This is a genomic window from Pseudomonas sp. QE6 (assembly GCF_041379005.1).
Lineage (GTDB): Bacteria > Pseudomonadota > Gammaproteobacteria > Pseudomonadales > Pseudomonadaceae > Pseudomonas.
On record NZ_CP166873.1, the window covers coordinates 4539786 to 4565068 of the forward strand.

Below are 25283 nucleotides of genomic sequence, written 5' to 3' on the forward strand. Positions count from 1 at the left end.
AGGGCGATATCGATCGATGGGTATCGCTTCGCTCCACGCCACCCTAGGTTTCCCACGACTGGATCGCGTGATGCGGCTGACCTTGTAGGAGCGAGCTTGCTCGCGAACCGCCCAGCCGCAGAATTACCGGCGAGCACCGTTCGCGGGCAAGCTCGCTCCCACGAATAGCAATCCGTCCCGCCTGATAAGCCACCCGCAAACCCCGCCCTGCCGAAGTGCCTGTCCAACGAACAGGCCAGGGTTTGCGGGCGAACCTTTTACAGACTCCGTGCGATCACCAGCCGCTGCACGTCGCTGGTGCCTTCGTAGATCTGGCACACGCGCACGTCGCGGTAGATGCGCTCCACCGGATAATCCTGCAGATAGCCATAGCCGCCGAGGGTCTGGATCGCCGCGGAGCACACGCGCTCGGCCATTTCCGAGGCGAACAGCTTGGCCATGGAGGCTTCGGTCAGGCATGGCAGGCCGGCTTCGCGCAGGCTGGCGGCGTGGTGGACCATCTGCCGCGCCACGGCGATCTCGGTGGCCATGTCGCTCAGGCGGAAGGCCACGGCCTGGTGCTGGATGATCGGCTTGCCGAAGGTCTCACGCTCGTGGGCGTAGTCGCGGGCGTATTCGAACGCCGCGCGGGCCATGCCGACGGCTTGGGAAGCGATGCCGATGCGCCCGCCTTCCAGGTTGGCCAGCGCAATGGCGTAGCCCTGCCCCTCTTCGCCCAGCCGGTAGCTGGCTGGGATACGCACGTCGTCGAAGGCGATCTGGCAGGTATCCGAGGCATGCTGGCCGAGCTTGTCCTCGACGCGCACCACGCGGTAGCCGGGCGTGTCGGTGGGCACGATGAAGGCGCTGATACCCTTCTTGCCCGCCGCCGCATCGGTCACCGCGAAGACGATCACCACCCCGGCGTGGCTGCCGGAGGTGATGAACTGCTTGCTGCCGTTCAGCACATAATGGTCCCCGTCGCGGCGCGCGCGGGTCTTGAGGAAGCTCGCGTCGGAGCCCGCTTGCGGCTCGGTCAGGGCGAAGGCGCCGATCATCTCGCCACGGGCCAGGGGCACCAGGAACTGGCGCTTCTGCTCGTCGTTGCCGAACTTGGCGATGGGCATGCAGCCCACCGAGTTGTGCACGCTCATGATGGTCGAGCAGGCGCCGTCGCCGGCGGCGATCTCTTCCAGTGCCATGGCGTAGGCCAGGTGGCCGGTCTGCGCGCCGCCCCACTCTTCCGCCACCAGCATGCCTAGGAAACCGAGGTCGGCCATTTCCTTCAGGGCTTCGGCGGGGAAGCGGTGCTCGCGGTCCCACTCGGCGGCGAAGGGCTTCAACCGCTCCTGGGCGAACTGGCGGGCAACGTCGCGGATCTGGATGTCTTCTTCACTCGGAATCATGGAACTCTCCTAAGATCAGCCTCAGCTCAACCGCTCGACCGCAATGGCCGTCGCTTCGCCACCGCCGATGCACACGGCGGCGACGCCGCGCTTGAGGTCGTACTGCTTGAGCGCCGACAGCAGGGTCACGATGATCCGCGCGCCGGACGCGCCGATCGGGTGGCCCAGGGCACAGGCGCCGCCGTGGACGTTGATCTTGTCGTGGGGGATGTCCAGCTCGCGCATGGCGGCCATGGCAACTACGGCGAAGGCTTCGTTGACCTCGAACAGGTCGACATCGTGCAGCGCCCAGCCGGTGCGTTGCAGCAGGCGGTTCACCGCGCCCACCGGAGCGGTCGGGAACAGGTTCGGCGCATCGGCGAAGGACGCATGGCCACGGATCGCCGCCAGCGGGGTGAGACCGCGCTTTTCCGCTTCGGACAGGCGCATCAGCACCAGCGCGGCGGCGCCGTCGGAGATGGAGCTGGAGTTGGCCGCGGTCACGCTGCCGCCGTCGCGGAACGCCGGTTTGAGGGTCGGGATCTTGTCCAGCCTGGCCTTCGGCGGCTGCTCGTCCTGGCTGACTTCACGGGTTTCCTTGCCGGCCTTGACGGTGAGCGGAACGATCTCGTCGGCGAAGCGGCCTTCGCTCATGGCCTTCTGCGCGCGGGTCAGCGAGGCGATGGCATAGTCGTCCTGCTGCTGACGGGTGAAGCCGTACTTCTCGGCGCAGTCCTCGGCGAAGGTGCCCATCAGGCGACCCTTGTCGTAGGCGTCTTCGAGGCCGTCGAGGAACATGTGGTCGAGCACCTTGCCGTGGCCCATGCGGTAGCCGCTGCGGGCGCGTTCCAGCAGGTACGGCGCGTTGGACATGCTCTCCATGCCGCCGGCCAGGGCGATGCGGGCGCTGCCGGCGAGCAGCGCGTCATGGGCCATCATCGCGGCCTTCATGCCCGAACCGCACATCTTGTTCACCGTGGAGCACGGCGTGCCGCGCGCCAGCCCCGCGCCCAGCACCGCCTGGCGCGCCGGGGCCTGGCCTTGCCCGGCGGACAGCACGCAGCCGAGCACGGCGTCGTCCACTTCTTCCGCGCCCAGGCGGGCGCGTTCGACGGCGGCGCGGATGGCCGCCGCGCCGAGGGTGGCGGCATTCACGTCCTTGAAGTCGCCGAGGAAGCCGCCCATGGGCGTGCGGACGGCGCTGACGATGACGATGGGATCGTTCATGAGCTTTCTCCTCTTACTTCGCGGCCATGCGGATGGCGCCGTCGAGACGGATCACCTCGCCGTTGAGCATGGTGTTTTCGATGATGTGGCGGGCCAGCGCGGCGTATTCGTCCGGGCGACCGAGGCGCGGCGGGAACGGTACGCTGGCGCCGAGGGAGTCACGCACTTCCTGGGGCATGGCGGCCATCATCGGGGTCTCGAAGATGCCGGGGGCGATGGTCATCACGCGGATGCCCGAGCGCGCCAGCTCGCGGGCGATCGGCAGGGTCATGCCGACCACGGCGCTCTTGGAGGCCGAGTACGCGGCCTGGCCGATCTGCCCGTCGAAGGCGGCCACCGAGGCGGTGTTGATGATGATGCCGCGCTCGCCGCCGGCGTCCGGTTCGTTCTGCGCCATGGCTTCGGCGGCCAGGCGCAGCATGTTGAAGGTGCCCACCAGGTTGATGTTGATGGTGCGGGTGAAGCTCTCCAGCCCATGCACGCCGTTGCGGCCGATGACCTTCTCCGCCGGCGCCACGCCCGCGCAGTTGGCCAGGCCGTGCAGCGCGCCGAAGGTATCCAGGGCGAGCTGCACGGCGGCTTTGCCGTCAGCCTCGCTGCACACGTCGGTGCGGATGAAGCGCGCATTGGCCTCACCCAGTTCGGCAGCCTGGGCCGCGCCGGCTTCGGCATTGATGTCCGCCAGCACCACCTTGGCGCCGGCACCCACCAGCATCTTCGCGGTGGCCGCGCCCAGGCCGGAACCACCGCCGGTGATCAGGAATACCTTGTTCTGGATCTGCATGAAGTCTCTCCGCTGGACTTAGTGAGCCGCCGTTTTCTCGGCCGCTTCGCGTTGCTTGGCGATCTCCTGGTTGCGCAGGAGGAAGCGCTGGATCTTGCCGCTGGGGGTCTTGGGCAGTTCGTCGACGAACTCCACTTCCCGCGGGTAGCTGTGCGCCGACAGCCGCTTGCGCACGTACTGTTGTAGTTCCTCGGCCAGCTCCGCGCTCGGCCGGTAGGACGAACAGAGCACCACGAAGGCTTTGACCAGTTCGGTGCGCTCCGGGTCCGGCTTGCCGATCACCGCCGCCTCGACCACCGCCGGGTGCTCGATCAGCGCGCTCTCGACATCGAACGGACCGACGCGATAGCCGGAGGTGGTGATCAGGTCGTCGGCGCGGCCGACGAAGCTGATGCTGCCGTCCTCGTTCAGCTCCACGGTATCGCCGCTCAGGTAGTAGTCGCCGACGAAGGCCTTGGTCTCCATGCCCTGGTAGCCGGCGAACCACATCAGCGGCGACTGGCGGCGGTCCATGGCGAGGATGCCAGGCTGACCGACCGGCAGCTCGTTGCCCTGCTCGTCCAGCACCACCACGCGGTGGCCGGGGATGGAATAGCCGGCGGCGCCCAGGTGTACCGGATGCTCCAGTTCGTGGTGGTTGGCCAGCACCATGCCCAGCTCGGTCTGGCCGTAGTGGTCATGGATGGTCACGCCCAGCTCGCTGGCGAACCAGCGGATGACCTCCGGGGTGAGCGCCTCGCCGGCACTGCTCACCGCGCGCAGACGGCCCTTGAGCGGTTTGGACACCGCCTCGCCCGCGGCGATCAGCAGGCGGTACGCGGTGGGCGAGCCAGCCAGGTTGGTGATGCCGTACTTGCGCACGATGCGGCAGGTGCTTTCCACCGTGAACGTGCCTTCGTAGAAGGTGATCGGGTGCCCCATGGCCAGCGGGCCGGTGACCCCGTAGTAGAGGCCGTAGGCCCAGCCCGGATCGGCGAGGTTCCAGAAGGAATCCTCCTCGCGCAGCCCCACTGCATCACGCATGTAACCGACGAAGGCAACGATGGCCTTGAGCGGCACGGCCAGCGGCTTGGCCAGCCCGGTGGTGCCGGAGGTGAACATCAGCAGGAAGGTGTCTTCGCCGCTACGCACTACCGGCTCGAAGTCCGGCGAATGGCGTTCCAGTTCGGCCCAGAAGCTGTAGTCGCCGTGACGGATGCCCTGCCCCTTCGACCCGCCAACGGTGACCTGCGTGGGCGCGTCCGGCACTTCGTCGAGCTTGCCGCGGTTGGCGCCGTCGGTGACCACCACCTTGCTGCCGGCCAGCTTCACGCGGTGCTCGATGGCCTTGGGGCCGAAGGCGGTGAACAGCGGCTGGTAGACCGCGCCCAGGCGCCAGGTGCCAAGCACGGTGATGAGCAGTTCCGGGGTGCGCGGCAGCATGCCGGAGACCACGTCGCCGGGGCGCACCCCGAGGCTGTGCAGGAAGCTGGCGAAGCGGCCGGAGAGTTCTTTCAGCTGGGTGAAGGTATAGGAGGCGCTGTCGCCGTCCTTGCCCTCCCAGAACAGCGCGACGCGGCCGGGAATGGCGTGGCGGTCGCAGCATTCGACGCAGGCGTTGAGGGCATCGAGGTTGCCGGCCAGGGTGGCGTCGGCGGTGGCGCGGTAGTCGAATTCGGCCGTGGCAGCGGTATGGGAACGCATCGCGGAACTCCTGGGTTGTTCTTGTGTGGAGTCCCTTGATGTTCCCGCCGCAGAGTTGCGCGGGCAATGTCGAAAGCCGCCAATCTGGATGAGCGGATTGGACAGCCTGGCGTGACGGGATGGTTGAGTTTTCGAGGGAGTGGACTTCGTGTCGTGCGGTTCGCGCGCAAGTTCGCTCCTACAAGGTTTGCACCGGAGCGATCTTCGTAGGAGCGAGCTTGCTCGCGAACCTGATCTGGCGCCGGCCTTGCCGGCGGATCGCGGACGCTCCTACAGGTAAACCTCGTGCGTAACTGGCTGTTGTAGGAGCGGATCTTATCGGCGATCCGGCCGCCAGGCCGGCTAACGATTGTCCCGGCGGCGCCGGGATTTCGCGGAGAAGCTCCGCTCCTACGAGAGCATCCGGCGTCAGACCCGGAACTGATCCATCAATCCCTGCTGATGGTTGGCCAGCTGGTTCAGCGACTGGCTGACCTGCGCCGACTCCTGCGCCTGGCTGGACAGCGACTCGGTGACGTCACGAATGCCCGCCACGTTGCGGTTGATCTCCTCGGCCACCGCGCTCTGTTCCTCGGCGGCGCTGGCGATCTGCAGGTTCATGTCGGTGATCACGCTGACCGCCTCGCCGATGCGCTTGAGCGCGGCCACCGCCTGCTCCACCTGGCTCACGCTGTCCTGCGCCTGGCGATGGCTGTTGCTCATCGCACCGACCACGTCGCGGGTACCGTTCTGCAGACCTTCGATGACCTGGCGGATTTCCTCCACCGAGTCCTGGGTGCGTCGGGCCAGGTTGCGTACCTCGTCGGCGACCACCGCGAAACCGCGCCCTGCCTCACCGGCACGCGCCGCCTCGATGGCGGCGTTGAGCGCCAGCAGGTTGGTCTGCTCGGCGATGCCACGGATCACCTCCAGCACCGAACCGATCTGCTCGCTGCTCGCCGCCAGGCCTTCCACCTGACTCATGGCGCTGCTCATGTCGCTGGCCAGGGCATCGATCAGGCGCGTGGTGCTGTCGATCACATTGAGGCCGTCGCGGGTCGCACCGTCGGCGCCACGGGCGGCATCGGCAGCCATGGCGGCGCTGTTGGCGACGTCATGGGCGGTGGCGCTCATCTCCTGGGAGGCGGTGGCGACCTGGTCAACTTCGCGGAACTGCTGCTGCATACCGGCGCTGGTCTGGCTGGCGATTTCCGAGGACTGGTCGGCGGTGGCGCGGGCGTCCTGCACCGACGATTTCACGTCGCGGATGATCGGCTGCAGCTTGTCGAGGAAGCGGTTGAACCAGCCGGCCAGCTCGCCCAGTTCGTCCTTGCCGCTGTAGTCCAGGCGCTTGGTCAGGTCACCTTCGCCGCTGGCGATGTTGCGCAGCATGGCGGCGACCTTGAGGATCGGCCGGGTCACGCCACGGGCGGTGAGCCACACCAGCAGCAGGCCGACCACGGCGGCGATCAGGCCGGACAGGGTCTGCCACAGCGCGCCGCTGGCGTTGCGTTCATCCAGCTGCTTCTGCAGTTCCAGCGCGGGCGCCAGCAGTACGTCCTGCGGTACATCGAGCACCACGGCCCAGGGCTTGGTGGCATCCGGTATCGGCAACAGGGGCTCGATCACGCGCAGCTGGCCATCCTTCTCCAGCACTTGCGGACGGCCGCTGGCCTGCAGGGAAAGCAGCTCCGCCGCCTGGCCGGGAATGGCTTTCTCCAGCGGCTGGCCGAGCAGCGCTTCGTCGCTGCTGTAGCCGGAGAGCAGGCCGGCCGGGCTGACGATGCTGACGCTGCCGGCGCCGTCGTACAGCTGCCGGTCGCCGTCGACGGCCAGTTGCTGCAGGCGGCTGAGGCTGATGTCGATGCCGATCACGGCGATGACCTTGCCCTGGTCGAGCAGCGGGAAGGTGACGGTGGTCATCAGCACCTTGGTGCCCGAGGCGCTGTCGAAATACGGGTTGAGCACGCAGGCCTTGCGGGTCTGCAGCGGACACTGCTGCCAGGTATTGAACGGGCTGCCGTCGAGCATCGGCGTGGTGTCGGCGATCATTTCCTCGGTCACGGCCAGGCCGGTCATCTCACCGGAGGCCTTCTGCGCCCAGTAGGCGCCGAAGCGACCCTTCTCGTTGCTGCCGGCGTCGGCCTGGTCGTGGAACGCGGCGTCCTGGCCGTCCAGCGCGTCGGGCTCGAAGACCACGTAGAGACTGAGCAGGTCCGGGTTGCTCTTCAGGCCGTCGCGCACCAGCAGGTTGAGGTCCTTGCGCACACTCGCCGCGTCCACGCCGTGCTTGGTGGACTGCTCACGCAGCTGGGCGACCTGGCGGGAGAACTGGTTGCCGAAGTGGTACACATCGGAGAAGAAGCGCTGGATGATCTCCGCCTGCTGCTCGCTGCGCGCCTGCATCCGCGACTTGGCCGCGTCCTTGAGCATATCGGCGTTGGCCGCCTTGATCAGTTGGGCGTCATGGTTCATCCGCAGCAGCGAGAAGCCGACCAGCAGGCTGACGATGCAGAGCAGGCACAGGCCGGTCAGCAGCGTGATTTTCCACTGGATCGAAAGGCGGGACAGGGGCATGGAGTGGCGTCCTTGGGCAAGAGCGGTTCTGTGACGTTCTATCGGCTTGAAAGGCGGCTACTTGAGCCGGCCCCTTGAATCTCAGGGCTCCTGGCGCATCAGCGCGCGATACTGCCCCGGCGTCGAGCCGGTCCATTTGCGGAAGGCCTTGTAGAAGGCGCTGGTATCGGCGAAGCCCAGTTCCTCGGCGAGATCGGCGAAGTTGCCGTCGCCGCTGTCCAGCCGGGCGATGGCGAGATCGCGACGCAGCTGATCCTTGAGCGCCTGGTAGGACTGCCCTTCTGCCGCCAGCTTGCGACGCAGGGTCGAGGGCGCCATGTAGAAGTGCCCGGCAAGGGCATCGAGGTCCGGCCAGCGTTCGAACTTCAGGCTGCGCAGGTAGGCCTTGGTGCGCGCCGCGAGGCTCTGCGGGTCGCGGTAGCGCACCAGGATGTTGGCCGGCGCGCCGCTCAGGAAACGGCGCAGCTCGCGCTCGTCGCGGCGCACCGGCAGGTCCAGCGCCTCGGCGTTGAACAGCAGGCGCGACTGGCGGCGGGCGAAGCGCAGGTTCTCGGTGAACATCACGCGGTAGTCCGAGAGATAGTCCGGCTGCGGACAGCGCAGTTCGATGGCGAGGATCGGGATGCGCCGGCCCACCAGCCAGCAGGCCAGGCCGTGCAGCATCAGCCACAGGGTGAAGTAGCAGAAGGCGCGCGGCGCGGGACCTTCGGGCTCGTCGAGGACGATCGCGGCGAAGCCGTCCTGGCGGCTCAATTGCGGAGTGAAATCATCGAAGATCAGGCCCATGAAGCGCAGCGCGGCGTTCAGCGCGGCCTCCAGGGTGGGCTCGCGGATCGCCGCGGCCGCCATGAAGTTGAAGCTGCCGGACTTCATCCGCCGGGCATTCATGCCGAAGAACTCGTCGTCCATCGCCCGCGCCAGGCGCCGCCAGAGCCGCGCGTAGGCCTGGCTGGAAACCCGCGCGTAGGGCTTGTCGAACAGCTCGGCGGGAATGCCGGCGGCGACCAGCAACGGTCGCTCGTCCCCGCCATGGCGACGAAACTCCGCCAGCGCCTCGCTCACCAGGCGGATGGAGATGGTGCCCTTTTCTACGCCCATGCCGCCTCGCGGACATGGGCGTGAGGGTGCATCGATCGATCAGCCACGCTTGCTGCGTACCTCTTCGATGCTGATCTCGCGCATGCGGAACTTCTGGATCTTGCCGGTCACCGTCATCGGGAAGTCGTCGCAGAAGCGGAAGTAGCGCGGCACCTTGAAGTGGGCGATGGCGGCCTTGCAGAAGGCGCGCAGCTCGTCCTCCTCGACGCTGTGGCCGGGGTGGAACTTGACCCAGGCCACCAGCTCCTCGCCGTATTTCTCGTCGGGGATGCCGATCACCTGGGCGTCGGCCACGGCGTGGTGGGTGTAGAGGAACTCCTCGATCTCACGCGGATAGATGTTCTCGCCACCGCGAATGATCATGTCCTTGCTGCGACCGACGATGCGCACGTTGCCGGCTTCGTCCATCTCCGCCAGGTCGCCGGTGAGCATCCAGCGCGCCGGGCTGATAGCTTCCGCCGTCGCCTGCGGGTTGTTCCAGTAGCCGAGCATCACGCTGTAGCCACGGGTGCACAGCTCGCCGATGGTGCCGCGCGGGACGATGCGGCCATCGGCGTCGATGATCTTGCTTTCCAGGTGCGGCTGGGTGCGGCCAACGGTGGTGACGCGGGTTTCCAGGTCGTCCTCCGGACCGGTCTGCAGCGACACCGGGCTGGTCTCGGTCATGCCGTAGGCGATCTGCACCTCGGCCATGTTCATCTCGTCGATCACCCGGCGCATCACTTCGATCGGGCAGGTGGCGCCGGCCATGATGCCGGTGCGCAGGCTGGACAGGTCGAAGTCGCGGCGATTGGGGTGGTCCAGCTCGGCGATGAACATGGTGGGCACGCCGTACAGTGCGGTGGCCTTCTCTTCCGCCACCGCTGCCAGGGTCGCCTCGGGCTCGAAGCTGGGCGCCGGGTAGATCATGGTGGAGCCGTGGGTCAGGCAACCGAGGTTACCCATCACCATGCCGAAGCAGTGGTACAGCGGCACCGGGATCACCAGGCGGTCGTGCTCGGTGAGACCGAGGCTGTCGCCGACCATCAGGCCGTTGTTGAGGATGTTGTAGTGGCTGAGCGTGGCGCCCTTGGGGAAGCCGGTGGTGCCGGAGGTGTACTGGATGTTGATCGGCTCGTCGAACTGCAGCAGCGCCTGACGCTCGGCAAGTTCGGCGGCGGAAATGACGGCTCCCAGCGGCGCCAGCTGGCTCCAGCGCAGGAAGCCGGCGGGCGCGCTGTCGGACAGGCTGATCACCCCGCGCAGCTCCGGCAGGCGCTCGCTGGACAGCTCGCCCGGACGGCCCTGCCCCAGTTCTGGCAGCAGGCCGGTGAGCATGCCGTGGTAATCGGAGGTCTTGAACGCATCGGCGCATACCAGCCAGCGGCAGCCGGACTGCTTGAGCGCGTACTCCAGCTCGTTGCTGCGGTAGGCCGGGTTGATGTTGACCAGCACGGCGCCGACCTTGGCGCTGGCGAACTGGGTCACGCACCATTGCGCGCAGTTGGGCGCCCAGATCCCCAGGCGATCGCCGGGGCGCAGGCCCAGGGCGAGGAAGGCGCGGGCAATGCCATCGACCACCTCGGCCAGTTCGGCCCAGGTGTAGCGCAGGTCCTGGTGGCGCACGACCAGGGCCTCGCGCTGCGGGAATCGCTCGACCGTGGCATCGAAGGCAGCGCCGACGGTCATGGCCAGCAGGGGCTTGTCCTGGCAGCCGCGGGTGTAACTCAGGTGGTTCATGGCTTTCCCTTGTTGTGCTTGTTCTGGGATCAACGCTGAACGTTCGACCACGGCAGCGTCTGCGGCCGGGCTCGCTTGCAGGTGGCCGATCGGTCTGACCGGTCGGTCGTGGGCTGCGAAGCATGTTTACGTTAACGTAAAGGTAAACGCAACCCCGGATCACCGTCATCGATGCCGTACAGGCAATCCGTACATCGGAGGATAGCCAGTCACAAAGCGTGCCATCAGATGGAAAACCCATAGCTGGCGAGGGTTTGACACGTTTTTCAACTACCGGGGCCTATCCTGTGCCGGTTGCATTTCGCAACAGCTGGAAAGCCGCCCGCCCCCGTGCTGCCACCGCCACTCCACGCACCTGCCCGATCGTCGAACACGCTGTCTCAAGCCGTCGCAAAGTGATACAGCAGGTTCCTCACGCCGCCAGGTGCGCAGGATCGGGGCATGAATTAAAATCCGGCGAAATTACCTACATGGATGTAGAGAATTTCCCACTCACGCCTGCGAATCACATTCATGACTAGTCGTCGTTCGATACTGAGCCTGCTGTTTGCCTGCGCCGCTGTTGTCTGCACATCGAACTCCCTCGCCGCCACGCCTCCCAAGGCGACACAACCCAATCAACTGGTCCTGGCCTCCGGCAGCGCGCTGGTGGTGGACCTGCAGACCGACAAGGTCATCTACTCCAGCAACCCCAGCCTGGTCGTGCCCATCGCCTCGGTGACCAAGCTGATGACCGCGATGGTGACGCTGGACGCCAAGCTGCCGATGAACGAGATGGTCACCGTCGACATCTCCGAAACCGCCGAGATGAAGGGCGTATTCTCCCGCGTGCACCTGGGCAGCCAGATCAGCCGCGAGAAGATGCTGCTGCTGGCGCTGATGTCCTCCGAGAACCGTGCCGCCGCCAGCCTCGCGCACAGCTACCCGGGCGGCTCCAAGGCCTTCGTCGCGGCGATGAACGCCAAGGCCAGGTCCCTGGGGATGAACCATACCCACTACGTGGAGCCCACCGGCCTCTCGATCCATAACACCTCCAACGCCCAGGACCTGATCCGCCTGGCCAAGGCCGCCTACACCTACCCGCAGATCCGCCAGATGAGCACCACGGCGACCAGCGACGCACGCTTCAGCAAGCCCGGCTACTCGCTGAGCTTCTTCAACACCAACCCGCTGGTGCGCAACGGCAAGTGGGACATCCGCCTGACCAAGACCGGCTTCACCAACGACGCCGGCCACTGCCTGGTGATGGTCACCATGATGAACGGCCGCCCGGTCGCCCTGGCCCTGCTGGATGCCTTCGGCAAGCGCACCCACGTGGCCGACGCCGGCCGCATCCGCCGCTGGGTGGAAACCGGCAAGGCTTCGCCGGTGCCCGCCGTCGCGCTGCAGTACAAGGCCCAGCGCAACCAGGCCCGCGCAACCAGCGTCACCGCCACCGCAGAGTAATCCCCCGGCTGGCGGAGTCCGCTCCGCCAGCCTCCTCCCCCTTGTCCCTGTCGCTTTCGTCCTATGGGATGGCGCCTCCATCACTTATATGTCAATCGTCATTCAATGCTAGCATGACGAACGTAATATTTCGATGAGCTGCTGGAGTCCTGCAATGAATGACATGAGCCGAGAACAGAAGATCGCCGTCTGGGAAGCGGCCGCCGCCGAGATGCGCCAGCGCCTCGCCGAACCCGGCGTGATCGGGCTGCAGGCATTGCGCAGCATGACCCCGCTGGCCTTCTTCAAAGGCATTGGCAATGGCGAGCTGCCCTCCCCGCCGATCAACGAGCTGATCGGTTTCGTCCCCATGGAATGGGCGCCCGGCCGCTTCATCTTCCAGGGCACCCCGGACCTGCGCCACTACAACCCGCTGGGCACCGTGCACGGCGGCTATGCCGCCACCCTGCTCGACTCGGCCATGGGCTGCGCGGTGCACACCCAGCTGGAACCCGGGCTGGGCTACACCACCACCGACCTGCGCATCAGCTACATCCGCGCGCTGACCCGCGATACCGGGCCGATCCGAGCCGAAGGCACGCTGATCCACCTCGGCCGCTCCACCGCCCTGGCCGAAGGCCGCCTCTATGACGTGGACGGCCGCCTCTACGCCACCGGTTCCACCACCTGCCTGATCCTCGGGCGCTGACAGGCCATTCGTTGCAGGAGACTGACCATGACTTCCGTCGTCATCGCGGGTTATGCCCGCTCCCCCTTCCACTTCGCCAGGAAGGGCGCGCTGATCGATGTGCGCCCCGATGATCTCGCCGCGCAGACGGTGAAGGGCCTGGTTGCGCGCAGCGGCCTGGACGCCCGGCTGATCGAGGACCTGATCATGGGCTGCGCCTATCCCGAGGCCGAACAGGGCATGAACCTGGCGCGCATCACCGGCTTCCTCGCCGGCCTGCCGGAGACGGTGGCCGGCGCCACGGTGAACCGCTTCTGCGGCTCGTCCATGACCGCCATCCACTTCGCCGCCGGGCAGATCCAGCTGGGCGCCGGTGACGCGTTCATCTGCGCCGGCGTGGAGTCCATGACCCGCGTGCCCATGGGCGGATTCAACGTTTCGCCCAACCCGCGCCTGCTGGAGGAATTCCCCCAGGCCTACATGCCCATGGGGCAGACCGCCGAGATCGTCGCCGAACGTTTCGGCATCTCTCGCGACGACCAGGAGGCCATGGCCGTGGATTCCCATGCCAAGGCCGCCCGTGCCCGTGAGCAGGGGCTGCTGGCCGCGGAGATCGTGCGGATCGACACGCCCAACGGCGTGGTCGGCGAAGACGGCTGCATCCGCCCCGGCACCAGCCGCGAAGCCCTGGCCCAGCTCAAGCCGGCCTTCGGCGGCAGCGTCACCGCTGGCACCGCCTCGCCACTCACCGACGGTGCGGCGGCCGTGCTGGTGTGCAGCGAGGATTTCGCCCGTGAACACGGGCTGGACATCCTGGCGCGGATCAAGGCGGTTTCCGTGGTCGGTTGCCCGCCGGAAATCATGGGCATGGGCCCGCTCTACGCCACCCGCAAACTGCTCGACCGCGCCGGCCTGCGCATGGCCGATATCGACCTGGTGGAAATCAACGAAGCCTTCGCCAGCCAGGCCCTGGCCTGCCTGCGCGGGTTGGAACTGGATATCGATCGGGTCAACCTGCACGGCGGCGCCATGGCCATCGGCCACCCGCTGGGCGCCACCGGCGCGCGGATCACCGGCAAGGCGGCGGCGCTGCTGAAGGAAAGCGGCGGGCGCTATGCCGTTGCGACCCAGTGCATCGGTGGTGGACAGGGCGTGGCGACGCTGCTGGAAGCCGTGCGCTGAACCTGAAGGAGCGCACCCTGTACGCGATCGCAGGCATGGCCCGCTCCTACGGGTGATTCCGATGTCCGCCTGACTTGTAGGAGCGAGCTTGCTCGCGAACCAGACTCCGCTGCGAGGGTTCGTTCGCGAGCAAGGACTAGGCGTCCCCCTCGCTCCTACAGTCGTCCCTCGTTCCTGCCCTGAATCACCTCCCCTCGCCCACCCTGCGTTAGAATGTCACCCAGCATTCCATGATCCGCAGGAGACCGGTCATGCGTTATTCCGAAGACCACAAGGCCCAGACCCGCGAGCGCATCATCAACGAGGCGGCACAGCGTTTCCGCAGCGAAGGCGTCGACGCCACCGGCCTGCAGACGCTGATGAAGGCGCTGGGCCTGACCCACGGCGGTTTCTACGCGCACTTCAAGTCCAAGGACGAGCTGGTGGAGATCGCGCTGCAACAGGCCGCCGCGCAGCTGCGCCCGATCGTCGACCAGCAGTTCGAGAAGGAAGACCCGCTGCCGGGGTTCATCGACCAGTACCTGTCCCCCGGGCACCGCAATACGCCGGGCAAGGGCTGCCCGCTGCCGACCATGTCCGCCGAGCTGGGCGCCCGTGGCCACGCCAGCGCCACCACCGACGCCATCGTCCAGGCACGTATCGATGCCATCGAGCAGGCGCTGCCCAGCGAACATGCCGAGGATGAGAGCGTCGCCCTCCTCGCCACCCTGATCGGTGCGCTGGTGCTGTCGCGCAGCGTGGCCGACCCGGAACTGTCCGACCGTATCCTGGACAGCACTCGCCGGCATCTCAAGCGTGAGATCGGCGCGGCGGAGTGAGCCGGTGACTGTAGGAGCGAGCTTGCTCGCGAACAAACCCGCAGCGGGCTGACAGGTTCGCGAGCACGAACTGGGCGTCCCCCTCGCTCCCACGAAGAGCACCCCGCGCGCATAAAAAAGCCCCGGCGCAAGGCCGGGGCAAGCTTTTCGCCACTCAACGAATCATTCAGTCGACGGCTATGCCGTAACGTTGCGCCGGCACGCTGCGGGACAGGTTGGGCGCCATCTTCAGCCGCGCGGCGGTGAAGGCGTCGAACTCACCGGCATCCGGCAGCGCCGGCAGGGTCACCACCTCGCCCTGGGCCAGGCCGGCCAGTGCGGCGTCCACCATGTGGTTCACGTCCATCAGCATTTCCGCCGGCAGCGCGGAGATATCGGTGCCGGCGCGATCCCAGATCTCGGTGCGGGTAGCTCCGGGCAGCACGGCCTGGATGCGCAGCCCCAGCGGCGAGAGTTCCTGCTGCATGGACAGGGTCAGGTTGAGCACGAAGGCCTTGGTGGCGCTGTAGCTGCCATTGAACAGCTCCGGCGCCAGGGCCAGCACCGAGGCGACGTTGATGATGGTGCCGTGTCCACGCCCGGCGAAGGCCTTGGCGGCGGCGCCGGCCAGGCGCGCGGTGGCGGTGACGTTCAGTTCGATCATGCTTTCCAGGCGGTCCAGGTCGGTCTCCAGCAGGGTGCCGTTGATCGCCACGCCGGCATTGTTCAGCAGCAGGCTGATGCTCTCGTCCTCACGCAGACGGGCCTCCACGCTGGCGCGATCTTCCTTGCGGGTCAGGTCGGCCTTCAGCACCTGCACCGAGACGCCATGCTGCTCGCCCAGGCGTGCGGCCAGGGCGGCGAGGCGCTGCTGGTCGCGGGCCACCAGCAGCAGGTCGTAACCCTGGGCGGCGAGGCGCTGGGCGTAGGTGGCGCCGATGCCGGAGGAAGCACCGGTGATCAGTGCGCGGCCCAGTTCGGATTTGGCATTCATGGTTCTTCTCCAGTGGGGCGATGCGCCCCGTCTGCAAGGCTGATCAGGGCCCGAGGGCCGTATGAAATGTCCGGCCCAATTGGATTACAGCCGTCATCTGACGATTAATATTATGCATGTAATATTATCTGTCAACACCTCGTCGAAAGAGGCAGATGGAAGGAGAGCAAAGGAATCCAGCGCTCCGACGTCAGTCGTCGGAGCGTGGCGAAGTGAAGGTGGGCAAGGGGCCGAGCAACAGAGGGAGCGGAACGACTTCCGCCTTTCAGCCCGGTCCCGGCGGCCGGCGCTCTCGGCACCACGCGGCGGGTCGCTTAGCGGACATCATCGAGGTCGACGCCCGGCAGGTGTCATTCCTGGACGGCCCAGCGGTTGAGCCAGCTCCAGCTGTGCGGGAAGCGAGCCTTCAGGCCCAGGCGATCGACGCGCCAGAACGCCGGCCATTCGCCCTTGACCCGAGCCAGCAGGCGCAGGTTGCGGTTCGGGGCGCTGAAGGCCTCGCGCAGCTCCACCGGCACCGGGGCCGCATCCTCCACCATGCGCACCACTTCGGCCGGCAGCCATTTTCCATCCGGCAGGCGAATCCGGAACGGCTGGCCGGGCGAGGCATAGGCGGCATAGCGCGGATCGAGGTAGATCCAGATTTCGGCATCGCCCAGGCGCTGCAGACGCATCAGCAGGGTGCCGGGGCCGACGTTCTCGCCCTCGCCCACCAGGACTTCGCTGATGACGCCGGAGTCGTTGGCCTTCAGTTCGAGCCCTTGCAGACGCGACTGCAACCAGTCGCTTTCCAGTCGCCGCTGACGATCCAGGGTGTCGTCCCCCGGCTGCGCCTCGCGTCGGTCGAACTCCACCAGGTCGCGCTGGCGGCGGTCGCGCTCATCCTGGGCCAGCTGTACTTCGCCGCGGGTCGCCGCACCGGCGGCGAGCAGGCCACGCAGTTGCTGCAGGCGGCTTTCCGCACTGCCCAGCAGGCGCACCAGAGGCTCGCGCTCGCGTTCGCTGAGGGTCCGCCGGCCGCTCGCCACGGGCGTAGTCTTCGCCGGATCGGCCAGCAGCGCCAGGCGCGCACGCCACTCGGGATTGTCCATCCGCATCAGCAACTGGCCGACCTCGACCTTGTCGCCGGGCCGCACCAGCACCTGCGCCACCTGCCCCGCCTCGCGGGCGCGCAGTTCACTGGACGGCAGGTGCAGCTGCGCGGGCGCCTCGATCAGCCAGAGGCCGAGCATTTCGCGCCCCACCAGGAACAGCAGAGGACTGGTCACCACCAGCAGGATCAGATACCAGCGCAGCTTGAACGCCATGCGCTTGCCCGGCGCGTAAAGCACCTTGAGGCCCTGCTCCTGAGTGGGCTGTTGTTCCTTGGGGCTGGAGAATCGAATCTTCATGGGATGCTCAATGCGGGTAATGGGACCAGTCCTGCCAGTCGATGCCGGACACGCCGGCCGACTGCAGAGGCTTACGCCAGCGCTCCACCTGCTGCCGCAGCTGGGTGCTCGACGCTCCGGCCCAGGATTCCTCGGCCGGCAATTGCGGCTCGACGCTCTGCGCCAGTCGGAAACGCAGCGCCGGCCAACGACGGGCAATGGATTGCGCAAGTTCCGCGCTGCGTTCGGGGTTGCGGGTGTAGATCATCAGGCTGACCTGCCGCACGCCGCGCTGCGGCAAGGCGCAGGGCACGCAGGTGCCGCTGGCGGGCTCGGCGAACCAGCGCGGATGGCTGGACAGCTCCAGCGGCCAGTAATCGAGCCGGGCGACCGCGCCGAGGGTATCCAGCCAGTCCCGCAGGCGGCTGTCGGGCACCGGCCAGCCGAGCTGCTCGACCTCAAGGTCCAGGTGCACGGCGTCGAAGCGCACTTCGCGCAGTTGACCCAATAGGGCCAGCAGGTCCTTGCGTCCGCTGGCCGACAGCCATGCCGGATCGCCCAGCAGCAGCACGACCTGCATGCCCTGGGCGCGGGCGTCTGCCAGGGTGCCCTGGAGCTGCTTGCGCAGGGTCGGCATGTCCGCCACCTGGTGGGCATCGAGCCCCACATACAGGCGCTGCATGCCGGCGCTGCGCAAGGCCTTCAGTTCGGCGCGCCGGGTCTCGGGCTGCAACAGGGCCTGGCTCTTCCACAGGTAGACGCCCTGGCTCCACGCCGACTCTCGGGCCGGGCCGGCCTTGGCCGGGGCGTTGGCCGGGGCGCCTGCCGGCGGCTGCCAGCTCAGGTTCTGTACGCCGAGCAACGGGCTCAGCGCCTGGTCATCGTCGACGAACATGCGCAAGGCGGCTTCGCGCAACCAGGCGGCATGCCATGCGGCGATCAGGCGCATACCGTTGTCGTAGCGCTCCAGCTCCACCGCCTGCACCTCGGCCAGCGAGCCTTCGGCCGAACGATCCGCACGCAGGCGCTGCTCGCGCAGGGCCACCGACGACACGGCCAGCTGCTCGCGCTCGCGCTCCAGGTCCTCCACAGCCCGCCGCTGGTCCTGCAGGGCCTTGCCCAGGTCCCGCAGCAATTGCTGTCGCTCGGCACTCAACCTTGCCAGGGCCGCCTGGTGGCGTGCCTCCCCTTCCCGCCCGCGGGCCTGGCCATAGGACATCAGGTCGAACGGCGTGGAGAAGTTGAGACTGGCGACCAGACCATTGCCGGTGCTGGTGGCCCCGCTGCGGTCCTCGAAGCTCTGCCCGACGCTGAAGCTGGAGTCGATGCTGTCGTACCAGGGCGACTTGCGGTTCTGCTCGGCCAGGCGCAGTTCATCCTTGCGCTCCTGCAGGCGCGGATGGCCTTCCAGCGCCTGGCGCCAACTGGTCAGGGGCTGCACCTGTTCCGCCAGCGCTTCCGCCTGGGCCCGCTGGCTGGGGGTGATATCCAGGCCGGAGAGTTCGGCCAGGCTGGCGCGGGTGTCATCCATCATCCGCGTACTGGAGGCACAACGGCGCTGCAGGGATTGCCAGCGACCATCGAGCAGTCGCCCCTGGGACGGCAACAGCCAGCCCTGGCGCTGCCGCAGGGCCAGGCGCTCGCGGGCGCTGGCCGCGTCGGGCAACAGGGTCTGGCACCAGCGATTTTCCTCTTCCGCGCGCCACCAGTCGGCGTAGGCGCTGCGCAGCGCCAGCCGCTGCTCGGCCTTCTGCAGCAGGCGACGCGACTGCTGCCGCTGCTGTTCCAGTTCGACGGCGGATACCGCCTGCACCTGGCGCCGCAGGCTGCCCAGCAAGGGGTGGCGCAGGCCCAGCGCGAGGCTGCGGCCGTAGTAGGTGTCGATCACATCCTCGGTCACCAGCTCGCGGTAGTGCCCGGCACTGCCCGCGCCGTACCACTGCCAGCCCGCCTCGGCCTCACGCTGCTCCTTGAGCGCGTCCAGGGCCCGCAGGTCGGCGGCGTTGGCTTGCAGCACGGCACTGTCGTCGGCGCTGTCGAGCACCCGCGACAACGGCAGCACTTCGGCCCGGGACAGGCCGGCAGCCAGCAGCAGGGAGCCCAGTAGCAGGGAACGCATCATCAAGTCAGAACCTCTTTGCCTTACGCAGCACCCACCAGGGCGCCATGCTGGTTTCTTCATGGCCGCGGCGCAGTGCCTCGTTGAGCATGGCCACCGCGCTCCACAGACGCATGACCAGCATGAACAGGGGGAAGACGAACACCACCGGGAACAGCTTCAGGTCCTGGCGCGGACGCTCGGACACCAGGACCAGCATGGCCAGGTACAGCAGCAGGGTCATGCCCAGGTAGACCAGGTAGATCAGCGACGCCAGGGCGAGGAAGCGCGGCAGCGGCACGACCAGGGGGCCGATCACGCAGTAGCCGAAGATGATGAACGGCAGCACCAGCTGGAAGAAAAAGCCGGTGATCAGCGTCATCAGGAAATTGGGCCAGCCCAGCAGGCGCGGGTTGAAGCTGTGGCGATGCTTGCGGATGTAGAGGAAGTACAGGTCGCCATCCCAGCGCAGGCGCTGCTGAAGGAACTGCAGGAACTTCACGGGCGCATCGGTATGCCCGATGGCACCCGGCTCGAAGGGGATGCGCAGGGGCCTGCGGCCGAAGTAGTTCTTGATCCGCAGGGTGATGTCCAGGTCTTCGGCGGTGTGGGTGTCCCAGCCGCCGATCTTGTCGAGGAAGCTGCGGCGGAACGCGCCGAAGGCCCCGGACACGTTGTTCACCAGGTTCCATTCACTGAGGCCGATTTTGGCCATGTGGATCGACAGCTGGTACTCCAGCGCCTGCATCGCCGTGGTGAGCGACGCCCAGGCGTTGCGCACCCGCAGGCTGCCCGCCACCGCCGGTACGTCCGGGTCGGCGAAATGGCGGACCATGCGGCTGACCATGTCGTTGTCGAAGGAGGTGTCGCCGTCCAGCGCCATGATGATTTCGCCCGTGCAATGGGCGAGGCCGGCGTTGAGCGACGAGACCCGGCCGCCACGCTGCCATTTGGCGATGGGCCGCAGCAGGCGCCGCGGATGCAGCGCCGGGTCGACGCGGAAGTCCCGTACCGCCTGCATGGTCGGTTTGTTGACCGCCGCGCCATCGACCACCGGGATCATTTCGATGTAGCCCGGATAGGTCTGCTCGCACAGGCTCAGCAAGGTTTTCTGAACATCCAGGCCTTCGCTGTAGCAGGTGATGATGCAGGACACCCGCGGGCGATAGCCGTTGTCCTTGGGCAGCTCGAACGGCTTGCGCATGAACCAGCGCAGTACGCCGATCAGCACCATCAGGTTGAGCGGCACTTCCAGCAGCAGGAAGGCCGGCAGCAGCATGAACGCGGCCTGGAAGAACCCGTCAGTGCGGGCGAACTCCCCGAGCAGCAACAGCCATTGTTCGACGAACGCTTCCATGCTTCAGCCCAGTTGTCCCCCCAGCCTGGCCAGCAGCAAGGCGGCGTCTTCCTGCTCCAGCTGGTCGTCCGGCGCGGTGAAGGCCACCAGGCGGACTTCGATGCGCGTCGCCTTCTCCAGCGTCAGGCGCTCGGCACCCTTGGCCAGGCGCTGGCGCACCACTTCCACCCCGGCGGCGTCGGTTTGGGGCATGAGCACCCAGAGCACTTCTTCGCTCATGCGCGAGCAGCGATCCGTCTCGCGCACGGCTTCCTGCAGGCGCTCCACCAATCCGTCCACCAGGGCGTGGCCACGCATCTCGCCCAGTTCGGCGAGGGTTTCCAGCAGATTGACGAAGCGCAGGCCGAGCAGGGAGAACGGCGGGTTGCGGTGGCGCGCGGTCAATTGCAACTGCCAGGTGAGCAGTTCCTGGAACGCCTTTCGCGGCAGCAGGCTGAGGCTGCCGAAGCGCTCCATGTTCGCCGAGGTGGCGGCGAAGCCCTCGCGGCAGCGCAGGCGCCCGGCTTCGGCAATGCGGAAATGGCGCACTTCGCGCACCCGCAGCTTGTCCGGTTCGTGGGTCTGCCCGCAATCCAGGCAGCGCGCCTGCACGGCGGCGTCGACGAAGAACGCCTGGCAACTGCGGCAACGGTAGTTCTCCAGCGGGCGGTCGTAGTCACTGCCGATATGGCGCAGTCGCGTCAGGCAGTTCGGGCACATCAGCAGGCCGTCCTTGAGGAAGTGCTCCTGGGGCCCGACGTGCCCGCAGGTGAAACAGTGCAATGACGGCTGGCGGCCGATATCCAGGGCCTGGCACTCCGGGCAGACGTCCACGTAGTTCAGGCGCCCCGAGCCACAGGCGGTGCACAGGCGCAAGCGGTCCAGCAGTTGGCCCTCTTCCAGCCAGCCCTGCTGCCCCATCAGTTGCAGCCAGGAAAACGAATGGACTTCCTCGCTGTCGCTCAGGGCCTCGAGAATCGGGTAACGGTAATGCTGGGGCACGCTGGTATCGCGCACGGCATGCACGTCACCGCGCGAGCGCAGCCAGAGCCAGGCCAGCACGCGTTCCTCGAAGCGCGCCGGCGCCTGTCCCTGGTTGAACAGGCCAAAGCGCTCGCGCCACAGGCGCCAGAGCGGCGTGAGGGCGCCCGTATCGGCCGGCGGCGCACCATCGCCCAGCGCATCGCACCAGGGGTCGAGATCCTGGCAGCAATAGATCAGGGCGTAACGATAGCGCGGGTCCTGGCGCAGGCTGCGCAGCATCTGTCCAGCCTGGACGCCGGGAAGGTCGAGGAGCAGCACATCGTAGGTCTGCGCCGACTGCAGGCCGGCCAGATCAGCGAAATGATCCAGCTCACTGTCGCGATAACGGGAGGAAGTGCTGCCAATAACGGCGGCCAGGGGTGACGCGGTATTCATGGAAAGTCTCTGCAAGCTGTCCTTAACCTGGGAGTCAATCATAGCAAAAAAGCATCAGGATCGCGGCATTAATTTGTCGCAATAATTGTCACATATCAATATTTCGCCAAATTATTGACAAGCATGAGTATCAAATCCTGCAAAGCCTGAACGCTGCTCCCCTGTACAGCGCGTGGCTCAAGGCTCTGGGGCGCCCTTCGCTACGAGCGATGGTGCCGGGAACGCCAGGCAACTGACGCCATTCGACACTTTAGATTGTCCATTCTAGACGGCTGGCGCGAGCCTGCTAGCTGCCTGCACACAAGAACAAGCCAGCAGCATCACCGCCCTTTCTATCTGTCTACACACCGGGAACACCCGGAGGAGGACATATGCGATTGCGCTGCTTTTTCCTGGGATGCCGTTGGGACGAAGGAAGTCTGACCGATGTCGGCCACGTGCCGATGCTGTGCCAGCGCTGTGCGCGCTGTGGAGCCCAGCGGTACCTGGCGCTGGAAAGAAGGCTGAGCACTGAGCCGGAAATCTGACGGCCCCAGCTTGAAACAGAGGAAGCTGCCCGGGGCCTTGCGCCCCGGGCAGCCCGATCCTGCCGATCAGTTGGCCACGAAGGCCTGGCTGGTGGTGATCGCCATGTCGCCGCCGGGCAGCTTCAGATCACCGAGGCGCTCCAGGCTGTTGGCGTCGAAGATGGCCACGTCATTGAAGGTGCCGGAGAGATACAGCTTGGTGCCGGCCTTGTTGACGGTCAGGCAGTAGTAGGAGTGGTCCAGGTTCGCGGCCTTGACCAGCTTCTGCTCCTTGATGTCGTACTTGGTCAGACGGTTGAGCACGCCGTAGATGACATTGCGGTCGGTCGGCGAGCGCATGCCGCTGAAGTACACCTCGGTGACCGGGCCGAAGTCGAGGGTCTCGGTCTTGCCGGTGGCCAGGTCCACGTTGAAGAAGCCATAGCGGAAGTCGGCGGTGGCCGGGTCCTGCTTGTCATCCTTGAACTTCGCGGCAGTGTAGAACAGCGAGAAATCACGGGAGTAGGTCTGCTGGTTCCACACGTAGAGCACGTCCGGCGGCGAGTAGTTCGGGCGCTTCCAGTTGCGGCTGGGGATCGCCACGTCGAACTTGCCGGTCTTCACGTCCACCTTGTAGATGTCCGGGCCCGCCACGTAGAGGGTGCCGTCGTCGCCGGTCTGCATGATGGTCAGCTGGCGCGGCGCCGGGAAGGTGCGCACGGGCTTGGCATTCATGCCGTCGGCCACCGAGTAGATCTGCAGGCGCGGCTGCTGCACCTCGTAGTGCTCGGCGAGGATCTGCGTCGGGTTGGCGATGGCGTAGATCTCCTTGCCGTCATGGCTGACGGTCATGGAAAACATCGCCCGCGCGTTCTCGCCCGGCTTCTGCGCGATGGTGGCATGGAACACCGGCTGGCAGTCATCGAGCTTGATGCCATAGATGTCCGCGTAGTGGTTGCTCAGGATGTAGACCACCTTGCGGTCCGGCGACAGCTGGGTCATGCCCGGGCCGTAGGCGCCGGGGATGGTGCAGGTCTTGAACAGCTTGTCGGTCTGCATGTCGACGACATGCAGGTTGTTGGGGTAGTTGGTGCTGATCAGGTACTCGTGGCCACTTTCCAGCGCCTTGCTCTCGTCTGCGGCGACGGCTTGCACCGCGCAGGCCAGCGAGAGGCTGCCGAGCGCGGCGGCGAATGCTTTTCTGGACATGCAGGTTTTCCTCTTGTTCTTCTGTCCGCTCATTTGTCGTCCGGGAATACGGTGCCGAGGTTGCGCCAGTTCTCGGCCGAGGCCTGCGCATCCTTGTTCCAGTCGGGGTAGGTACTCATCATGTCCGGCACCTGGGCCGGCCACCAGCAAGGGTCGGAGCAGCCGTAGAGGTCCGCTTCCATTGGCTGGCAGAGCGAAGACACGCCGCCGAACACGTCGATTTCCCAGCCCGGGTCGGTGGTCGAGGCGCAACCGGCCACGGAGTTCATCGCCACCACGTCTTCGATGCGGTCTTCAGCGGCGGCCTGTTCGAGCTTCTGTGCTTTGTTGTTGATGGCTTTCAGATGTTTCATGTCAGTGCGCCTTCCGCGGAGTGATGTGGCGGTCGATGAAGCCGGGGTTGGCAGCCATGATCCGGCTGTAGACCTCGATGCCGAAGTCGACCCAGTCCCTCATCAGTTCGCAGTAGTGGTAAGTGGGATGCGCCGGATCGCCGTAGCGGGCGTAGCTCTCGTGATAGCAGCCACCGGAGCAGAGGTTGCGGATGCGGCAGCTGGCGCAGCCGGTGTCGGTGCGGTCCAGGCGCTGCGAGAGGAAGTCGTTCAGCTCGGCCTGCTTCACCCCTTCATGCACGTTGCCGAAGGTCGGCAAGGATGAGCCGGTGAAGCGGTGGCAGAGGTTCAGCTCGCCCTTGTGGTCCACCGCCAGCATCTTCAGACCGGCGCCGCACGGCAGGGCCTTCTTCTGCCCTTCGTGGATGTCGGTGATCAGCTGGTGCAGGTTGGAGAAGCCGATGTTGCGCCCCTGCAGTGCCTCGTCCAGGTAGCGCCGGCCGAGGGCCTTCATGTTGGCGAAGACAGCCTTCAGCTCTTCCCCGGTGAGGTTGTAGCTGCTGATGTCGCCCGAGGTGACCGGGGCGAAACCGACCTCGGCGAAGCCCATCTCGTTGAACAGGTGGTCCCAGATGGTCTCGACGTCGGTGACGCCGGTGGTCAGGGTCACCCGCGCGCCGACCGGCCGCGCGGTGTAGCGCGACAGCAGCATGTCGGCCTTGCGCCGCACCACGTCATAGGTGCCCTGCCCGCCCACGGTGATGCGGTTGCGGTCGTGCACCGTCTTCGGCCCGTCGATGCTGATGGACAGTCCGAAGCGATGGGCGTTGAGCCAGTCGACGATCTCCTCGGTGAGCAGCGTGGCGTTGGTGGTCATGACGAAGTCCACCGTCTTGCCCAGCTCGCCGAAGCGCCGCTCGCAGTACGCGACCATGTGCTCGATCAGCGGGCGGTTGGACAACGGCTCGCCGCCGAAGAACACCACGGTGTAGCGCGGCTCGTCGGGGGATTCCTGGATCAGCATTTCCACCGAAGCCTCGGCGGTTTCCACGCCCATCTTCTTGCCGGCGGAGGGCTTGTCCAGGTCTTCCTTGTAGCAGTAGGTGCAACTCAGGTTGCAGCCGGTGTTGACGTTCAGCACCACGGTGTTGAGGGCGGTGCGGTCGACTTTCTTGATGCCGATTTCAGGGGTGAGCGGCGAGCCGTCGCTGACCAGCTCCAGCGCGATCAGCTCGCGCAGGGTCTCGTCGATCTCCTCGGCAGCGAAACGACTGCCGAGACGCTGGGTCAGCTCGTCCGGCGAGCAGGCATGCCCGCGCAGCGCGTCGATGATCCCGCCGGTCAGCTCGTCACTGGCGAACAGCGAGGAGCTGGGGATGTGGAACAACAGGCGGTCGGCGTCCACCCGCACTTCGTGCAGGTTGCGTTCGACCAGATTCAAGATGGCGCCCATGGCGACCTCCCGGAACTCTCAGGATGTGCCCGCCCGAGGGCGG

The 25283-nt window shown here is 66.6% G+C and carries 20 protein-coding genes and 1 pseudogene; 5 read left to right on the forward strand and 16 right to left on the reverse strand.

Features of this window, described 5'->3' with window-relative positions; genetic code table 11:
* Positions 1-257 precede the first annotated feature (257 nt).
* From ACAW63_RS20730 to ACAW63_RS20765, 8 genes and pseudogenes are all read right to left on the reverse strand, one after another.
* On the reverse strand, positions 258-1385 hold the full coding sequence (locus tag ACAW63_RS20730) for an acyl-CoA dehydrogenase family protein (RefSeq protein ID WP_275611531.1): 1128 nt from the start codon (positions 1383-1385) through the stop codon (positions 258-260).
* Between the two features lie 21 nt (positions 1386-1406).
* Positions 1407-2591, reverse strand: coding sequence for an acetyl-CoA C-acyltransferase (locus tag ACAW63_RS20735; protein ID WP_331319740.1), 1185 nt, complete (start codon positions 2589-2591; stop codon positions 1407-1409).
* 13 nt (positions 2592-2604) lie between these two features.
* Positions 2605-3375, reverse strand: coding sequence for a 3-hydroxyacyl-CoA dehydrogenase (locus ACAW63_RS20740; RefSeq protein ID WP_371228281.1), 771 nt, complete (start codon positions 3373-3375; stop codon positions 2605-2607).
* 18 nt (positions 3376-3393) lie between these two features.
* The gene (locus ACAW63_RS20745; RefSeq protein ID WP_371228283.1) at positions 3394-5058 is read right to left on the reverse strand and encodes an acyl-CoA synthetase; all 1665 of its coding nucleotides are present in this window, start codon (positions 5056-5058) and stop codon (positions 3394-3396) included.
* A 408-nt stretch (positions 5059-5466) separates the two neighbouring features.
* Entirely contained in the window at positions 5467-6222 is a 756-nt protein-coding gene (locus ACAW63_RS20750) for a methyl-accepting chemotaxis protein (RefSeq protein WP_371234734.1), read from the reverse strand.
* A 150-nt stretch (positions 6223-6372) separates the two neighbouring features.
* A pseudogene (locus tag ACAW63_RS20755) lies at positions 6373-7614 on the reverse strand (chemotaxis protein); the annotation flags it as partial.
* Positions 7615-7695: 81 nt separating this feature from the next.
* On the reverse strand, positions 7696-8712 hold the full coding sequence (locus tag ACAW63_RS20760) for an AraC family transcriptional regulator (protein ID WP_343573473.1): 1017 nt from the start codon (positions 8710-8712) through the stop codon (positions 7696-7698).
* Between the two features lie 39 nt (positions 8713-8751).
* Positions 8752-10431 carry an AMP-binding protein gene (locus tag ACAW63_RS20765; RefSeq protein ID WP_371228285.1) on the reverse strand — a complete coding sequence of 560 codons (1680 nt, stop codon included), beginning with the start codon at positions 10429-10431 and terminating at the stop codon, positions 8752-8754.
* Between the two features lie 513 nt (positions 10432-10944).
* Between ACAW63_RS20765 and pbpG the strand changes: the two genes are divergently transcribed.
* From pbpG to ACAW63_RS20785, 4 genes are all read left to right on the forward strand, one after another.
* Positions 10945-11877 (forward strand): D-alanyl-D-alanine endopeptidase, encoded by a 933-nt coding sequence (gene pbpG, locus ACAW63_RS20770; protein ID WP_371228287.1) that lies wholly within the window; start codon positions 10945-10947, stop codon positions 11875-11877.
* Positions 11878-12031: 154 nt separating this feature from the next.
* Positions 12032-12565, forward strand: coding sequence for a PaaI family thioesterase (locus tag ACAW63_RS20775; RefSeq protein ID WP_371228289.1), 534 nt, complete (start codon positions 12032-12034; stop codon positions 12563-12565).
* A 21-nt stretch (positions 12566-12586) separates the two neighbouring features.
* Positions 12587-13726 carry an acetyl-CoA C-acyltransferase gene (locus tag ACAW63_RS20780; protein ID WP_371234735.1) on the forward strand — a complete coding sequence of 380 codons (1140 nt, stop codon included), beginning with the start codon at positions 12587-12589 and terminating at the stop codon, positions 13724-13726.
* Between the two features lie 251 nt (positions 13727-13977).
* Positions 13978-14544 (forward strand): TetR/AcrR family transcriptional regulator, encoded by a 567-nt coding sequence (locus tag ACAW63_RS20785; RefSeq protein WP_371228291.1) that lies wholly within the window; start codon positions 13978-13980, stop codon positions 14542-14544.
* 166 nt (positions 14545-14710) lie between these two features.
* Here ACAW63_RS20785 and ACAW63_RS20790 read toward each other — a convergent pair whose 3' ends face one another.
* From ACAW63_RS20790 to ACAW63_RS20810, 5 genes are all read right to left on the reverse strand, one after another.
* Positions 14711-15517: an SDR family NAD(P)-dependent oxidoreductase gene (locus ACAW63_RS20790; protein WP_371228293.1), complete on the reverse strand. Its 807-nt coding sequence runs from the start codon at positions 15515-15517 to the stop codon at positions 14711-14713.
* A 350-nt stretch (positions 15518-15867) separates the two neighbouring features.
* Positions 15868-16908: an efflux RND transporter periplasmic adaptor subunit gene (locus ACAW63_RS20795; protein WP_371228295.1), complete on the reverse strand. Its 1041-nt coding sequence runs from the start codon at positions 16906-16908 to the stop codon at positions 15868-15870.
* Between the two features lie 7 nt (positions 16909-16915).
* On the reverse strand, positions 16916-19009 hold the full coding sequence (locus ACAW63_RS20800; RefSeq protein WP_371228297.1) for a TolC family protein: 2094 nt from the start codon (positions 19007-19009) through the stop codon (positions 16916-16918).
* A 4-nt stretch (positions 19010-19013) separates the two neighbouring features.
* The gene (locus tag ACAW63_RS20805; RefSeq protein ID WP_371228299.1) at positions 19014-20342 is read right to left on the reverse strand and encodes a glycosyltransferase; all 1329 of its coding nucleotides are present in this window, start codon (positions 20340-20342) and stop codon (positions 19014-19016) included.
* A 3-nt stretch (positions 20343-20345) separates the two neighbouring features.
* Positions 20346-21740, reverse strand: coding sequence for a diguanylate cyclase domain-containing protein (locus ACAW63_RS20810; RefSeq protein WP_371228301.1), 1395 nt, complete (start codon positions 21738-21740; stop codon positions 20346-20348).
* Between the two features lie 371 nt (positions 21741-22111).
* On the opposite strand from ACAW63_RS20810, the gene ACAW63_RS20815 reads away from it, so the two are divergent.
* A complete protein-coding gene (locus tag ACAW63_RS20815) occupies positions 22112-22267 on the forward strand; it encodes a PSPA7_2676 family Cys-rich small protein (RefSeq protein WP_371228303.1) in 156 nt (51 codons plus the stop codon).
* Between the two features lie 66 nt (positions 22268-22333).
* Here the strand turns inward: ACAW63_RS20815 and peaD are convergent, their stop codons facing one another.
* From peaD to peaB, 3 genes are read right to left on the reverse strand one after another with little or no spacing between them, the layout of a single operon-like run.
* Positions 22334-23455 carry a quinohemoprotein amine dehydrogenase subunit beta gene (peaD, locus tag ACAW63_RS20820; RefSeq protein WP_371228305.1) on the reverse strand — a complete coding sequence of 374 codons (1122 nt, stop codon included), beginning with the start codon at positions 23453-23455 and terminating at the stop codon, positions 22334-22336.
* A 29-nt stretch (positions 23456-23484) separates the two neighbouring features.
* Positions 23485-23808: a quinohemoprotein amine dehydrogenase subunit gamma gene (qhpC, locus tag ACAW63_RS20825; protein ID WP_152223974.1), complete on the reverse strand. Its 324-nt coding sequence runs from the start codon at positions 23806-23808 to the stop codon at positions 23485-23487.
* A 1-nt stretch (position 23809) separates the two neighbouring features.
* Complete coding sequence (peaB, locus tag ACAW63_RS20830; protein ID WP_371228308.1) at positions 23810-25240, reverse strand: quinohemoprotein amine dehydrogenase maturation protein; 1431 nt, start codon at positions 25238-25240, stop codon at positions 23810-23812.
* Positions 25241-25283 lie beyond the last annotated feature (43 nt).

Excerpts from the sequence above, each read along its gene's own strand:
- ACAW63_RS20790 (WP_371228293.1), bottom strand. The coding sequence starts at position 15,517 with ATGAATGCCAAATCCGAACTGGGCCGCGCACTGATCACCGGTGCTTCC.
- ACAW63_RS20800 (WP_371228297.1), bottom strand. The coding sequence starts at position 19,009 with ATGATGCGTTCCCTGCTACTGGGCTCCCTGCTGCTGGCTGCCGGCCTG.
- ACAW63_RS20730 (WP_275611531.1), bottom strand. The coding sequence starts at position 1,385 with ATGATTCCGAGTGAAGAAGACATCCAGATCCGCGACGTTGCCCGCCAG.
- ACAW63_RS20785 (WP_371228291.1), top strand. The coding sequence starts at position 13,978 with ATGCGTTATTCCGAAGACCACAAGGCCCAGACCCGCGAGCGCATCATC.
- ACAW63_RS20760 (WP_343573473.1), bottom strand. The coding sequence starts at position 8,712 with ATGGGCGTAGAAAAGGGCACCATCTCCATCCGCCTGGTGAGCGAGGCG.
- peaB (WP_371228308.1), bottom strand. The coding sequence starts at position 25,240 with ATGGGCGCCATCTTGAATCTGGTCGAACGCAACCTGCACGAAGTGCGG.
- ACAW63_RS20805 (WP_371228299.1), bottom strand. The coding sequence starts at position 20,342 with ATGGAAGCGTTCGTCGAACAATGGCTGTTGCTGCTCGGGGAGTTCGCC.
- ACAW63_RS20735 (WP_331319740.1), bottom strand. The coding sequence starts at position 2,591 with ATGAACGATCCCATCGTCATCGTCAGCGCCGTCCGCACGCCCATGGGC.
- ACAW63_RS20765 (WP_371228285.1), bottom strand. The coding sequence starts at position 10,431 with ATGAACCACCTGAGTTACACCCGCGGCTGCCAGGACAAGCCCCTGCTG.
- pbpG (WP_371228287.1), top strand. The coding sequence starts at position 10,945 with ATGACTAGTCGTCGTTCGATACTGAGCCTGCTGTTTGCCTGCGCCGCT.
- ACAW63_RS20745 (WP_371228283.1), bottom strand. The coding sequence starts at position 5,058 with ATGCGTTCCCATACCGCTGCCACGGCCGAATTCGACTACCGCGCCACC.
- peaD (WP_371228305.1), bottom strand. The coding sequence starts at position 23,455 with ATGTCCAGAAAAGCATTCGCCGCCGCGCTCGGCAGCCTCTCGCTGGCC.
- ACAW63_RS20750 (WP_371234734.1), bottom strand. The coding sequence starts at position 6,222 with ATGCAGCAGCAGTTCCGCGAAGTTGACCAGGTCGCCACCGCCTCCCAG.
- ACAW63_RS20775 (WP_371228289.1), top strand. The coding sequence starts at position 12,032 with ATGAATGACATGAGCCGAGAACAGAAGATCGCCGTCTGGGAAGCGGCC.
- ACAW63_RS20815 (WP_371228303.1), top strand. The coding sequence starts at position 22,112 with ATGCGATTGCGCTGCTTTTTCCTGGGATGCCGTTGGGACGAAGGAAGT.
- ACAW63_RS20795 (WP_371228295.1), bottom strand. The coding sequence starts at position 16,908 with ATGAAGATTCGATTCTCCAGCCCCAAGGAACAACAGCCCACTCAGGAG.
- ACAW63_RS20740 (WP_371228281.1), bottom strand. The coding sequence starts at position 3,375 with ATGCAGATCCAGAACAAGGTATTCCTGATCACCGGCGGTGGTTCCGGC.
- qhpC (WP_152223974.1), bottom strand. The coding sequence starts at position 23,808 with ATGAAACATCTGAAAGCCATCAACAACAAAGCACAGAAGCTCGAACAG.
- ACAW63_RS20810 (WP_371228301.1), bottom strand. The coding sequence starts at position 21,740 with ATGAATACCGCGTCACCCCTGGCCGCCGTTATTGGCAGCACTTCCTCC.